Annotated in this window: 10 protein-coding genes; 6 read left to right on the top strand and 4 right to left on the bottom strand. The window is 62.6% G+C overall.

The window, feature by feature from the left end; translation table 11 throughout:
• Nucleotides 1–210: 210 nt before the first annotated feature.
• Both KSAC_RS10300 and KSAC_RS10295 read left to right on the top strand, forming a co-directional pair.
• Nucleotides 211–2,430 carry an EAL domain-containing protein gene (locus tag KSAC_RS10300; RefSeq protein ID WP_132305311.1) on the top strand — a complete coding sequence of 740 codons (2,220 nt, stop codon included), beginning with the start codon at nucleotides 211–213 and terminating at the stop codon, nucleotides 2,428–2,430.
• Between the two features lie 48 nt (nucleotides 2,431–2,478).
• Nucleotides 2,479–4,206, top strand: a complete 1,728-nt coding sequence (locus KSAC_RS10295) for a putative bifunctional diguanylate cyclase/phosphodiesterase (protein ID WP_132305309.1) — start codon at nucleotides 2,479–2,481, stop codon at nucleotides 4,204–4,206.
• A gap of 76 nt (nucleotides 4,207–4,282) precedes the next feature.
• On the opposite strand, the gene lpdA is transcribed toward KSAC_RS10295, so the two are convergent.
• From lpdA to zapE, 4 genes are all read right to left on the bottom strand, one after another.
• Entirely contained in the window at nucleotides 4,283–6,019 is a 1,737-nt protein-coding gene (gene lpdA / locus KSAC_RS10290; protein ID WP_102325081.1) for a dihydrolipoyl dehydrogenase, read from the bottom strand.
• Nucleotides 6,020–6,090: 71 nt separating this feature from the next.
• A complete protein-coding gene (gene odhB / locus KSAC_RS10285) occupies nucleotides 6,091–7,341 on the bottom strand; it encodes a 2-oxoglutarate dehydrogenase complex dihydrolipoyllysine-residue succinyltransferase (RefSeq protein ID WP_102325080.1) in 1,251 nt (416 codons plus the stop codon).
• 120 nt (nucleotides 7,342–7,461) lie between these two features.
• Nucleotides 7,462–10,335 carry a 2-oxoglutarate dehydrogenase E1 component gene (locus tag KSAC_RS10280; RefSeq protein ID WP_102325079.1) on the bottom strand — a complete coding sequence of 958 codons (2,874 nt, stop codon included), beginning with the start codon at nucleotides 10,333–10,335 and terminating at the stop codon, nucleotides 7,462–7,464.
• A gap of 346 nt (nucleotides 10,336–10,681) precedes the next feature.
• Nucleotides 10,682–11,884 carry a cell division protein ZapE gene (zapE, locus tag KSAC_RS10275; protein WP_110546765.1) on the bottom strand — a complete coding sequence of 401 codons (1,203 nt, stop codon included), beginning with the start codon at nucleotides 11,882–11,884 and terminating at the stop codon, nucleotides 10,682–10,684.
• A gap of 120 nt (nucleotides 11,885–12,004) precedes the next feature.
• Between zapE and KSAC_RS10270 the strand changes: the two genes are divergently transcribed.
• The 4 genes from KSAC_RS10270 to KSAC_RS10255 all read left to right on the top strand — a co-directional run bounded on the left by KSAC_RS10270 (nucleotide 12,005) and on the right by KSAC_RS10255 (nucleotide 14,154).
• Nucleotides 12,005–12,343, top strand: coding sequence for a carboxymuconolactone decarboxylase family protein (locus tag KSAC_RS10270; RefSeq protein ID WP_102325077.1), 339 nt, complete (start codon nucleotides 12,005–12,007; stop codon nucleotides 12,341–12,343).
• A gap of 81 nt (nucleotides 12,344–12,424) precedes the next feature.
• Entirely contained in the window at nucleotides 12,425–13,069 is a 645-nt protein-coding gene (locus tag KSAC_RS10265; protein WP_102325290.1) for a 2OG-Fe(II) oxygenase family protein, read from the top strand.
• A 113-nt stretch (nucleotides 13,070–13,182) separates the two neighbouring features.
• Complete coding sequence (locus KSAC_RS10260) at nucleotides 13,183–13,530, top strand: hypothetical protein (protein ID WP_102325076.1); 348 nt, start codon at nucleotides 13,183–13,185, stop codon at nucleotides 13,528–13,530.
• Between the two features lie 63 nt (nucleotides 13,531–13,593).
• Nucleotides 13,594–14,154, top strand: coding sequence for a Spy/CpxP family protein refolding chaperone (locus KSAC_RS10255; protein ID WP_132305307.1), 561 nt, complete (start codon nucleotides 13,594–13,596; stop codon nucleotides 14,152–14,154).
• The last annotated feature ends 24 nt before the right edge of the window (nucleotides 14,155–14,178 follow it).

The following is a 14,178-nucleotide window of genomic DNA, read 5'->3' as shown; positions in this document are numbered from 1 at the left end:
ACAAGTATAGAATAAGTATTATCTAAACTGGTATGTGATGTCTGTGCCATCCACATGTGATACCCATGCACCATTGCCGCCAATCCTGTATACTGGCCATATTGAGAATATGGGACGGGACCATACCCGTCCTGACCATTTGAGACTGCGCGACCCCGTGCGTTGGCGCGTGATGGCGGATCGCCCTTACCCCTTGTGCGAGGTAGATCAATGCCAAAGCCTAAACTGAGTGCCGAAGTCCTGATTTTGGCACTGGAGCAGGCCGCTGATGCAACCATTATCATTGATGACGCAGGCCGGGTGATCCTGTTCAACAGGGCTGCGGAAAAACTGTGGGGCCTCGACAGGCAGGACGTGCTGGGCCAGTCGATGGACACGCTGCTGCCGCAACCGCATCGCAGCCGCTATGAAGCTTTCATCAATCGCAGCAGTGACAGCACGGTAGCCGAGGGCGACGCTACACATGAAGTGGCCTTTACCCGCAGCGACGGGATGAACATCTGCGGTGAACTTTCCCTGTCGCGCGTCAATGCGGATACGGGGCGCTGTTTTTACACGGGGGTGATGAAGAATGTCACCAGCGCGTGCCAGCAGCACAAGATCCTGATTTTACAGAATGACGTGTTACGCGCTCTGGCCAGCAACACGCTCATGCAGGATGTGGCCGACCTCATGTGCCGCCGGGTGGAAAGTTTTGTGCCCGACGCGGTGGCGGCCTTCCTGCTGATCGAGCCGGACGGGTCATTGCTCGTGCTGGCCAGCCCCACCCTGCCCAACCGTTACCGGAGCGCACTGGAAAGCCTGCCGGTTTCCGGCCCGGAAATGGAAAAGCTGCGCGCGGACGCCCGCCATGCCACGCATATGGTATGGGACAGCTACCGCTCCCTTGGCATTTCACTGGGGCTTCAGCAGTGTTTCAGCATGCCCGTGCATTGTGGCGAAGGGCAGGTAAAAGGCATTTTTGCCCTTTATACCCGCGTGGAACAGGGCGCCAATACATGGGCGCAGCGCGTGGTCGATGCCTGCGTGCCGTTCTGCGCGCTGGCCTTTGAAAAGAACGCGGCGCAGGAACATATTTCCCACCTCGCCAATTTTGACCCGCTGACCGGCCTGCTCAACCGCACCGCCGTACACCGGGAAATCGAGAAACTGATCGCCAGGCAGGAAGGCAACCGGCAGCTTGCGGTCTTCATGCTTGATATCGACCGCTTCCGCGACATCAACGATGCGCTGGGCCATATCTACGCCGACCAGTTTCTGGTGGAAATCGCCCAGCGCCTGCGCTCGATCGTAAAAGACGGCGACATCATCAGCCGTTCGAACGGCAACGAATTCGTGGTGATCGCACCCGACTGCACGAACGAGGACGCCACCGATTTCGCCCGTCTGCTGCTGGACACCATCGCGCGGCCGATGCGGGTTGGCCAGAATACCCTGACCATTTCATGCAGTATCGGCATCAGCATCTTCCCCACCAACGGGCCGGACAGTGAATCGCTGCTCAGCACCGCCAATGCCGCCATGCGACGGGCCCGCACGGATCGGCGCGGGGCATTCCGCTTCGCCAGCCCGGCAAAAAGCCAGCTTGCGCAGGACCGGCTTGTCCTTGGTTCGGCGCTACGGGACTCGCTGGCCGAAGGCATGCTGAAGCTGCATTACCAGCCACAGGTCCGCATCAATACGCTGGAACTGACGGGGGTGGAGGCACTGGCGCGGTGGCATCATCCGCGCCTTGGCAACATCTTTCCCTCCCGCTTCATCGCGGTGGCGGAGGAAACCGGCCAGATCGAGGCCATCGGCCAGTGGGCGCTGCTTGAAGCATGCCGCCAGATCGTGAAATGGGACCGCGACGGCATCCATGTGCCCACGGTGGCCGTGAACCTGTCCGCCGTGCATTTTCGCAACCAGACGCTGCCCGCCTATATCGACGCGCTGCTGAAGGACCACGGCCTCAGCCCCGCGCGGCTGACGGTGGAAATTACCGAAAGTGTGACGATGGACAGCAGCCACGAGACCGAAAGCGTGCTGCATGCCGTGCGCGCGCTGGGCTGCGGGCTGTCGATGGATGATTTCGGCACGGGGTATTCGTCGCTGTCGCGCCTGACACGGCTGCCGCTTACCGAAATCAAGATGGACCGCAGCTTCATCCATAATTTTGAACACGATACCAACGTGCAGGCCGTGACCATGGCGGTCATCGGTATCGGGCGGCGGCTGGGCATGACCGTGGTTGGCGAAGGGGTCGAGACGGCGGAACAGCGCGCGCTGCTGGAAGAACTGGACTGTGACGTGATGCAGGGTTACCTGTTTGCACGTCCGCAGGCCCCGGGGGAACTGGCGCAGTGGGTACGCCAGCACAGGACAGTGGGGGATGCGGTAACAACATTGCAGACCGCCAGAGATGTTCCACCAAGCGGGAAGCCGTCCTAAATCAATTTACGCCACACCCCCGGTTCAGCCCGTATTCGAGGTACCAGCATGGCCGCACAACATGATAACAGGCTTCGCGCCCTTACGCATGACGATGCCGACTTCTGGGCTGATGTTGTCGATAATGTCCTGATTGTAGCCGTAACGGACCGAAACGGGACGATTACGTACGTAAACGACAAATTTTGCGAGATCAGCCAGTATTCCCGCGAGGAACTTCTGGGCCGGACCCACAGCATGCTGAATTCCGGCCAGCATGACCGGGCATTCTTCCGCAGCATGTACAGAACGCTTTTTACCGGTCGTACATGGCATGGCAACCTGTGTAACCGTGCCAAGGATGGCAGTCATTACTGGGTCGCAACCACCATCATTCCCCACCGTAACAACGATGGGAAAATCAACGGTTTCGTCGCCGCGCGCTTTGAAATTACCGAGCTTATGAACGCCAAGATGCGGCTGAGAAAGCAGGCGGCGACCGACATACTGACCGGGCTGCTCAATCGCGGGGGCTTCAATACCCACCTTATCGCCGCACTGGAAGCCAGCAAGCGCCGCAATGCCGAACCCAGGGTTCTGGTCATGTTCGACCTTGACGGATTCAAACCCGTCAATGATATCCACGGGCACCATGCAGGGGATGAAGTGCTCAGGACCATTGCCACGCGCCTGATCGAACTGGTGGGTGGCGAAGATCCCGTCAGCCGTCTGGGCGGGGATGAATTCGCCCTGATCCTGCATAAAAGCCTGAAAACGTCCCCGCTTGAGACGATCCTGAAGAAACTGCAGAACCTGCTGGAAGAACCCATCATGCTGGACAGCGCGACAGTGCGCATTTCCGGCAGTATCGGCACCACCCGCATCACCGGCGACGAAACGCTGGAAGGGTTGCAGAAAAACGCCGATGTCGCGGTTTATGCCGCCAAGCAGGCAGGCGGGAAACAGGTGCGCATGTTCACACCGGGCCTGCACAAGAGCACGATAAAGCGCGCAAAGCTTCTGGCCGAAGCCCGACTGGGCGTACAGGAAAACCAGTTCGAGGTTTACTACCAGCCCATCGTGAACACGCGCACGGGCCGTATCGAACAGGCGGAAGCCCTGATGCGCTGGCATCACCCGGTGCGTGGGCTGCTGTCCGCAGGTGTGTTCGCGGATGTCTTTACGGATTCAACACTGGCGCAGATCATGGAAGCGCATCTGGTCCAGTCCTTTCACGACGATATCCGCAAATGGCACGCAGCGGGCCTGTCCAGCCTGCGACTGGCGGTCAACCTGTCCCATCTGGACCTGCTGAACCTTGAACAGCAGACCAACCTGTTCAGCGAAATCCAGCGGCATAGCCTTGATCCGCGCAGTTTCATTCTGGAAGTGACCGAGCAGATGCTACAGGGCCGCCGCGCGGAAAAAAGCGCCCTGCGCCTGCGGGAACTGGCACAGGAAGGATTCGGGCTGGCCGTGGACAATTTCGGTTATGGCACGGTGCGCCTGTCCACGCTGGGAGAACTGCCGTGGCAGTCACTCAAGATCGACCGCTGCGTCGTGCGCAACATGGCAACCGATGAGAAAGCCCGCAGCCTGCTCGCCTCCCTCATCAATATCGGTCATGGCTATGGCCTGACCGTAACGGTGGAAGGCGTGGAAACGCACGAGGAGTTCGATGCCGTGCGTGATCTGGGCGTGGATTATGTGCAGGGCTTCTACATCGCGCCGGCTGTCTCCGCCGCGGAACTGATCCACCTTACGTACCAGAAGGTATGGAGCCCGCTGCCCGCCTGATCTCACACCCGGCAGAAGGATACGAAAAACCCACACGACAGGGATACTGCCGTGTGGGTTTTTTCATTCCGGCGTGTCAGATGTGGATGGCGCGCTTGTCCACATCAAGTGCGGCTTCCTTCACCGCTTCGCTCAGCGTGGGATGGGCATGGCAGGTGCGGGCGATGTCTTCGGACGATGCCCCGAACTCGATCGCCATGGTGCATTCGGCAATCAGTTCGCCCGCCATCGGGCCAATGATGTGAACGCCCAGCACCTGATCGGTGGTGGCATCCGCCAGAACCTTGACGAACCCGTCGGTCATGCCGATGGCGCGCGCGCGACCGTTGGCGGTGAAGGGGAATTTGCCAACCTTGTAGCTGACACCTTCTTCCTTCAGGTTTTCTTCGGTCTTGCCGACGGTCGCGACCTCCGGCCATGTATAGACTACGGCGGGGATCGCGCCGTAATTCACATGACCCGCCTGCCCTGCCAGAAGTTCGGCCACGGCAACGCCTTCTTCCTCGGCCTTGTGGGCCAGCATCGGGCCTGCGATCACATCGCCAATGGCGTAGATGCCCGGCACGCTGGTCGCGTAATGCGCATCGGTCACGATGCGGCCGCGCTTGTCCAGTTCAATGCCCGCTTCTTCCAGCCCGAAGCCCTTGCTCGCCGCCGTACGGCCAATGGCCAGCAGCACCACATCGGCTTCCAGCGTCTCCGCAGCACCGCCTTTGGCGGGTTCCACGGTCAGGGTGACACCCTTGGCGTTCTTTTCCGCCCTGGTCACCTTGTGGCCCAGCTTCATCTTCAGGCCCTGCTTGGTCAGGATGCGCTGGAAGGTCTTGGCGACCTCGTTATCCGTGCCCGGAACCAGACGGTCGAGATATTCGATCACCGTCACATCCGCGCCCAGCCGGTGCCATACGCTACCCAGTTCCAGCCCGATCACGCCACCGCCGATCACGACCAGCTTCCTGGGCACGGCAGACAGTTCCAGCGCGCCGGTGGAGGTGACGATCTGCTTCTCGTCCACTTCAACGCCCGGCAGGCCCGCGCTGTCACTGCCACTGGCAATGACGATATGCTTTGCCGTGACCGGCTTGCCATCGACCGTGATGCGGCCCGTGCCTTCGACCTTGCCGGTGCCCTTGAGCCAGGTGACCTTGTTCTTCTTGAACAGGAACTCCACGCCCTTCACGTTGGCTTCGACAACGGACTGCTTGCGCGCCATCATCTTCGCCAGGTCCAGCTTCACGCTGTCGATGATGATGCCCATATCGGCATATTCATCCTTGGCGGCATGAAAGTTTTCGGACTGCTGCAACAGCGCCTTGGACGGGATACAGCCCACATTGAGGCAGGTGCCGCCAAGGGTCGCGCGCTTTTCCACGCACGCCACCTTGAAACCAAGCTGGGCGGCGCGAATGGCGCAGACATAACCACCCGGTCCCGCACCGATCACGATCACATCGTAATCCGTCTCGGCCGGGGCTTCAGCGGCAGCCTTGGGTGCGGGTGCGGCGGCAGGGGCCGTGGCAGCCGGTGCGGGCTTTGCCGGGCTGGTGGCAGCCGGGGCCGCCTTCTGGCCACCCGCGCCGGGGGTAAGCGTGGTCAGAACGGTGCCGACCTCAACTTCGTCGCCTTCCTTTACGGCATGCGCGCCCAGCACGCCCGCCTGCGGCGCGGGCACTTCCACGCTGACCTTGTCGGTTTCCAGTTCGGCTATCGGGTCATCCGCGTTTACGGCATCCCCCGGCTGTTTCAGCCATTTGCTGACCGTAGCCGTGGTCACACTTTCGCCCAGCGTGGGCACCTTGATGTCGATTGTCATGTCTCTTCAGTCCTGCTTGCGATACAGCGGTTGCGCGTACGGGCCGCGCCTGCACGCGGCCCCGGCAGGCGTCAGACCTGCAGCAGCAGACGGCGCGGATCTTCCACGTTCTGCTTGACCCGCACAAGGAAGCTGACCGCTTCCTTGCCATCCACGATACGGTGGTCATAGGTCAGCGCGATATACATCATGGGACGGATCACGACCTGACCGTTCACCGCGACCGGACGGTCCTGAATGGCATGCATGCCCAGAATGGCCGACTGCGGCGCATTGATGATGGGCGTGGACATGAGCGAACCATAGATGCCGCCATTGGTGATGGAGAACGTGCCACCCGACAGTTCATCAATCTTCAGCGTGCCTTCGCGCGCCTTCTTGCCAAAGCCCGCGATCGCCCCTTCGATCTGGGCGAAGTTCATCTTGTCCGCATCGCGGATCACCGGCACGACCAGACCGTTCGGACCGCCCACGGCAATGCCGAGATTGACGAATTCGCGGTAGATCACGTCATCGCCGTCGATTTCAGCGTTGATGGCGGGGAATTCCTGCAACGCCGCGATGACCGCGCGGCTGAAGATGGACATGAAGCCCAGCTTCACGCCGTTATGCTTCTTGATGAACAGGTCCTTGTATTCCGTGCGCATCTGCATCACGGCCGACATGTCCACCTCATTGAAGGTGGTCAGCAGGGCGGCGGTGTTCTGCGCATCCTTCAGGCGGCGCGCGATGGTGCGGCGCAGGCGGGTCATCTTCACGCGTTCTTCACGCGGATCATCCTGCCGGGGCGGGCGGGGTGCCGCCGCGGGCTGGGCCACGCGCGGCTGGGACAGGAATGTCTGCACGTCACCCTTGGTGATCCGGCCATCCTTGCCCGTGCCGGTGCCGACCTGCGCGGCCGATACGCCCTGCTCCGCCATGATCTTGCGCGCGGCGGGGAACGCCACCGCAGCCGCACCCTGCGCCACCACATCGGACGGCGGGGTAGCGGGACGGGCAACCGGGCCGCTGGCCACGGGCTGGGCCTGCACGCCAGCGGGCGCGGTCACCGGGGCGGGTGCCGCAGGCTTGGGGGCGGCGCCGCTGCCGGCTTCGACCGTGGACAGCACGGTGCCGACTTCCACTTCAGAACCTTCGGGCACCAGAAGCGGGCCAAGCACGCCTGCCTGCGGGGCGGGGACTTCCACGCTGACCTTGTCGGTTTCCAGTTCGGCCACCGGGTCATCCGCGTTCACGGCATCGCCCGGCTGTTTCAGCCATTTTGCAACGGTTGCGGTGGTAACACTTTCACCCAGAGTCGGTACCTTGATCTCGGCAGACATTTTTTATTTCCCAATCCCTTGCCCGTCCGGCGCGTCAGCGCGACACCGGTCGGGCCTTATCATTATTTATGGGGGCGACCAGCCTGCCGCCCCCGATTACGCGTATTCCAACCCGTTCCGTCAGGCCCCGACACCCAGCGCCTTGTTCACCAGCGCGGTCTGTTCGGCAATATGGACCTTGGCCAGACCGGTCGCGGGGCTGGCGGCAGCGATGCGCCCGACATATTCCGGGCGGGTGCTCTTGTGGCCAACGGAAGCCAGCACGCCTTCGATCAGGCGATCGACAAAGTTCCAGCCACCCATGTTTTCGGGTTCTTCCTGGCACCAGATGACCTTGGCCTGCGGGTAACGGGCCAGTTCCTCGGCCAGCATCTTGTCCGGGAAGGGATAGAACTGCTCAAGGCGCAGGATGGCGACATTGTCCAGCTTGCGCTCGCGTCGTTCAGCCAGCAGATCATAATAGACCTTGCCCGAGCAGATCACCACGCGTTCGACTTTCCCCGGATCGACGATCGGGTCGATTTCACCAATCACCGGCAGGAAGCGGGTGCCCGGCCCGAAATCCTTCACTTCCGACACCGCCAGCTTGTGACGCAGCAGGGATTTCGGCGTCATGATGATGAGCGGCTTGCGGTAATCAAGGAAAAGCTGGCGACGCAGCGCGTGGAAGTAGTTCGCCGGCGTGGTCAGGTTGCACACGCGCATGTTGTTTTCGGCGCAGAGCTGGAGATAGCGTTCCAGACGGGCGGAAGAATGTTCCGGCCCCTGCCCCTCATACCCGTGTGGCAGCAGCATCACGAGACCGGACATACGCAGCCACTTGGTCTCACCCGATGCGATGAACTGATCGATGATGACCTGCGCGCCGTTGGCAAAGTCACCGAACTGCGCTTCCCACAGCACCAGCGCGTTGGGGTCCGCCAGCGAGTAGCCGTATTCAAAGCCCAGCACGCCGAATTCGGACAGGAGCGAGTTGTAAATCTCGATCGCCGCCTGTTCGGGAGCGATATTGTTCAGCGGGATATAGGTGTTCTGGTTCACCTGATCGATCAGCACCGCATGACGCTGGCTGAACGTCCCACGCTGGCAGTCCTCACCCGACAGGCGGACCTTGTGCTTGTCCAGCAGCAGCGTGCCGAAACCAAGGGCTTCACCCGTGGCCCAGTCGATCCCCTCGCCACTTTCAAACATCGCGGCCTTGGCCTTGAGCTGGCGGGCGATCTTGGAATTGACGTTGAAATCGTCAGGCACACGCGCAAGCGCCGTGCCCACTTCCTTGAGCCGTTCGATGGAAACGCCGGTTTCCGGCGCGGGGCGGGTCGTATCCACCGGCGGCGGCTTGAGGCCCTTCCACGCGCCTTCCAGCCAGTCGGCCTTGTTGGGCTTGTAGCCCTGCGCCGCCTGATAGGCCTGTTCCAGCCTGTTGTGGAAGCCGTCCCATTCACTGGTGACCTGATCTTCGGTCACGACGCCTTCGCGCACCAGACGGTCGGAATACAGCTTGCGCACCGTCGGGCGGGCCGCGATCGCCTTGTACATGATCGGCTGGGTGAAGGACGGCTCATCGGACTCGTTATGTCCGTGGCGACGGTAGCCCACGATATCCAGCACCACATCCGCCGCGAATTTCTGGCGGAACTCGGCAGCCAGACGCGAACAGTAGATCACCGCTTCCGGCTCGTCGCCATTCACATGCAGGATCGGGGCCTGCACCGCCTTGGCCACGTCCGTGCAGTACAGCCCGGAGAAGGAATGGACGGATACGGTGGTAAAGCCGATCTGGTTATTGACGACCACATGGATCGTGCCGCCCGTGCGGTAGCCGATGAGCTGCGACATCGCCAGCGTTTCATACACGATGCCCTGACCGGCAAAGGCCGCGTCACCATGCAGCAGGACGCCCATATGGCGGCCCCGCTGGGTGGGATCGTCGTCATCCTGCGTCGCGCGGACCTTGCCGATCACAACCGGATCAACCGCTTCCAGATGCGAGGGGTTGGGCTGGAGCGAGATATGGACCGGCGTGCCGCCGATCTCCACATCGGTGGAGGTGCCCAGATGGTATTTCACATCGCCCGAACCCTGCACGTCGTCCGGCTTGAAGGACGCGCCCGCGAATTCGCTGAAGATCGCGGTGTAGGGCTTGCGCACGATGTTGACGAGCGTGTTCAGACGCCCGCGATGCGGCATGCCGATCGCCACCGAGCGCACACCACCCAGCGCCGCCTGATCGATGATCGCATGCAGGGCCGGGATGGTGACATCCTCGCCCTCAAGGCCGAAGCGCTTGGTGCCGACATAGCGCTTCTGACAGAAGGATTCGAAGCCTTCCGCCTCGGTCAGCTGCTGCAGGATGACCTTCTTCTGCTCGGGGCTTGCACCCTTGCGCCAGTTGTCGCCTTCCAGCCGCGCCTGCACCCACATGCGCTGCTCGGGGTCCTGAATGTGCATGAATTCAGCACCGATCGGCCCGCAATAAACCGAACGCAGCGCATCAAGCACCTGGTTGATCGTGCCGGTATCGGACCCGATCAGGCGGGCGACCACGCGACCCAGATAGATCGGGCGGTCCAGATCCTTCGGGCCGAAACCGTAGGTGGCCGGGTCCAGATCCGCATGCGGCTTGGGCACCTGCAGGCCCAGCGGGTCCAGCCGGGCCTCAAGATGGCCACGAACGCGGAACGCCCGGATAAGCTGGGTCGCCCGCAGGCTGTCATCCGCTGCCGCGCGCAGGCTCTCGGCCGTGACGCCAGCCGCCTTGCCGTTGGGCAGGGGAGCGGGTTCGTCGCCCGTGATCATGGGCGGGCGCGGGGCCCATGATGCGCCTTCCGCATCCTGAACGATTTCCGCGTCCTGTTCATGCATCTCCGCGAACAGAGAGGCAAAGGAAGGATCGACGCTGTTGGGATCGGCCGCCCAGCGTGCATACAATTCAGCCAGATAGGCCGTATTGGCACCGCTGAATGCGGTCGAAAGAATATCTACGCCCGCCATATTGAAGACATCTCCTCGCTGGCGGCCTTTGTGGCCGCGCTATTTTCAGGTCCGGCGCTTGGTGTGTCACCGGCCCGATTTGTATCGCTACCCTAGCCGCACCCTTGCCCGGATGCCGCCATCAATCATCAGGATCAGGTCTGCTTGCCGCGCATACTGACATTTTCGTGCCCGCCCCTGCTTCCGGGGACTGAGGGGCAGGAAAACATCCCGTTTCACGGCCGCGTTCCTGCTGATGCGATCTGGTCCATACCCAAGCAAAGACGGTGCCGCTTGCCTACCGCCCCATCAGTCACACCACCGCCATAACCGTCACGATGGCGTGACCCTGCGGCCATTCCGCTCCTTATGCGTTGAGATGCGGCAGCAGCATGTACGCCGCACTCTGCATCTCCTCCAGACGGGAAGCGGTGCGCTCGAACGCGGTCGCCCCCTGCCCTTTCGCATACAGGGCGTCCGGCCCCACCGCAGCGGAGGCGAACAGCTTGACGTTCTGTTCGTACAATGTGTCGATCAGCACGATAAAACGCCGCGCTTCGTCAAAATTGTCCGGTCCCATGCAGGGCACGTCATCCAGCACAAGGTTTGGAAAGCGCGTGGCCAGCGCCAGATAGTCACCCGCCCCCAGCGGCCTGCCGCACAGATCGGCAAAGCTGAAGCGTGCGACGGGGCCTGCCGCCTGTTCCACCTTCAGGCTGCGGCCCATGACATCCAGCGTAACCGCCCGCACCGGCGCGCCATCAGCCAGCCGTGTAAAGATCGAGTCGAGCGCGCAGCGCGCGGCATGATCCGCAGGCGTGATCCATGTCTGCATGCCCGGCGCGTTGCCACGGCGGTAATCGCGCGGGGAATCGAGTATGACGGTATCGACCTCCTTCAGCATCACGGCGATGAAGGGACGGAAGGCATCCGCGCCGGGACGGTCCTGAAACAGGTCCTCGGGCCGGGTGTTGGACGTGGCGACCACCACCACCCCATCCGCGAACAGGTAGTCGAACAGGCGGCCGAGGATCATCGCATCGGCAATGTCATTGACCTGGAATTCATCGAAACAGAGCAGCCACGCTTCCTGCGCGATCTGGCGCGCCAGTGGGGGAATGGGGTCGGTCAGGTCGGGATCGGCGGCCTTCATGTCATGCAGGCGCTGGTGCACGTCCTGCATGAAACGGTGGAAATGCACCCGGCGCTTGTGTTCCACCGGGGCCAGACTGAAGAACAGGTCCATGAGCATGGTCTTCCCACGCCCTACCTGTCCCACCATGTACACGCCGCGCGGGCGGTCCGGGGTCTGGGCGGCGCGGCCCGACAGGCCAAGGCGCGCCTTGAGCCCCCCGAGCCAGCCGCCGGACGACGGCGTGGAAGACGGAATGACCGGATGGTAGTCGCGCAGTTCCCGCCACAGGCGGTCAAGCCTGCGGGCAGCCTTTTCCTGCTCGGGGTCGCGATCAAGACAGCCTGAAGCCACGCGGGCCTCATAGGCGGCGAAGGGGCCTGTGCCTGCGGGCAGCGCCGCAGCGGACGGGCGGGCGGGGGCGATGTCTGTGTCCATGATATTCCGCCGATAGTCCGTAAAAATACGGCCTTCAAGGGCACAATCTCGCCAAACTGTGTCATGACAGGCGTTCTCTCCATCTGGTGAACTGAAACCCGGCCAAATGGAGAACTTGTGATGACCGACTGGAACGCCTACCGCGCCCATCTGGGCCAGTCCGTAACGGCATTCGCCACCCTTGCTCCCGACACGATGAAGGGAATCCAGACACTGGACCACGCCGCCGCACGCACCGGCAGGCTGGATGCCAAGACGCGCGAACTGATCGCGCTGGCCGTGGCGGTGACCACACGGTGCGACGGCTGCATATCCGTCCATTCCGAAGCCGCGGTGAAAGCGGGCGCAACGAAGGAGGAAATAGCCGAAGCCCTGGGCGTCGCCATCGCGCTGAACGCGGGTGCGGCGCTGGTCTATTCCAGCCGCGTGCTGGATGCGGTGGATACCGTGAAGACGTAAGCCCGCCGGGGTCGCTGCTTGCGACGGGAGGAAACCGGGCCTAATCTTGGCCCGGTTCACCCAGACAACATGCAGGATGGCATGATCCAACCCGTTATTCCCGACTATGCCGCGCTGGAGGCCGCAACGGTCTCGACCGAACCGTTCGCGCATGCAGTGGTGCCGGACTTCATCCGGGCCGACGACCTGCGCGCCCTTGCGGCAAGCCTGCCCGTCATCCGCTCCGGCGGGTCCTTCCCGCCGCAGGCGCTGGGCCTTACGCCGCTTATGGCGCAACTGGTCGATGAACTGCAGCAGCCCCGCCTGCGCGGCATCATCGCCACGAAATTCGGGCTGGATCTGGATGACGCGCCCACCATGCTGACCCTGCGCGGGCGCACGCGCGCAAAGGATGGCCGCATCCACCGCGACTCCGCATGCAAGCGGGTGACGGTCCTGCTCTATCTCAACGCCGCCGATAACGCGGCATGGTCACGGCACGAAGGATGCCTGCGGCTGCTGCGCAACGGGCATGATCTGGAGGATTTCGCCGCCGAGATCGCCCCGGTCAACGGCACGCTGGTCATCTTTCCCAACGGGCCGGACACATGGCATGGCCACCGTCAGTATGTGGGTCCGCGCCATACCATCCAGCTTAATTACATGGCCAATGACGCCAGCGCGCGCAACGAATTGCGCCGCCATCGGTTATCTGCCCTGACAAAGCGTCTGCCATGGGTTGCCTGAGATGTGTCCCCCGAACCGGGACCATGGCAATTTCCGGCCATTGTTTCGACACGAGTGGGGGTCATAAAACCTCAGTCTTCCGACTTCATGATATGTCGAGGTTTTCCAAGTCCATGTATCTGCGTAAATTTGCTACATCCCTGCTGTCCGGCAGCCTTGCACTGGGAATCCTGATATCGGCCGTACCGGCTGCGCAGGCCCAGCCGTGGCGCGGGCCGGGTGGACCAGGGGGACCAGGCTGGCACCGTGGTCCGCCGCCGGGCCGCGGCTGGCATGGTGGTGGCCGTGGTGGGGGTGCGGGACTGGCCGTAGGTAGCGGCATTGCCGGACTGGCGGTCGGCGCCATGCTTGGCAGCGCCCTTGCGGAACGGAACGCCGCCCCGCCGCCACCGGCCTATTATCCCGCCCAGCCGCCGTCACCGCCCCCTCCGGCCTATTATCCGTACGGCGGTGGTTACTGAGCGCATAGCGCCTGACACATCCCACGCATCTGACAAGCACCATTGCGAAGGAAAAGAGACAACATGATGTTCCGCCGCTTACTGCCCGCCGCCGCGTTCGTGCTGCTTCCGGGCATGGCCATGGCCGCCGACCAGCAGCCCGCCGCCGCACCCGCCGCGCAGTCGGCCACCCAGCGCAGCCCCACCGCATCGCTGGCCCATACGCCCCATGCGCCGGCACCCGAACAGGTGGAAGCCCATATCAAGGCGCTGCACGACCAGTTGGCCATCACCAAGAAGCAGGAAGCCCTGTGGACACCCTTCGCGCAGGACATGCGCGATAATGCGCAGCGCCTGCACGACTCCATCGAAAACCGGCGCGAGAAGCTGCCGGGCATGAATGCGCTGGAGAACATGCAGTCCTATGCCGAACTGACGGTCGAACGCGCGCAGGATATGCAGACGCTGAATTCCGCCTTCGCGCCGCTGTATGAAAGCTTCTCCAAAAAGCAGCGCAAGCATGCCGATGCCCTGTTCCAGCAGGGTGACAGCGAACACGCTGAAAAGGGGCAGGCCCCTGAAGCCGCCGAACAGGCGACATCCACCACCTCCGCCCCGGCTACGGGTGGCGCTGCCGCCCAGTAACGCAGCGGCACCTGCCAGACGCGA

Source organism: Komagataeibacter saccharivorans (assembly GCF_004348195.1).
Lineage (GTDB): Bacteria > Pseudomonadota > Alphaproteobacteria > Acetobacterales > Acetobacteraceae > Komagataeibacter > Komagataeibacter saccharivorans.
The sequence above is the reverse complement of the archived record's forward strand: the minus strand, read 5'-3'. Positions and strand labels throughout refer to the sequence as shown.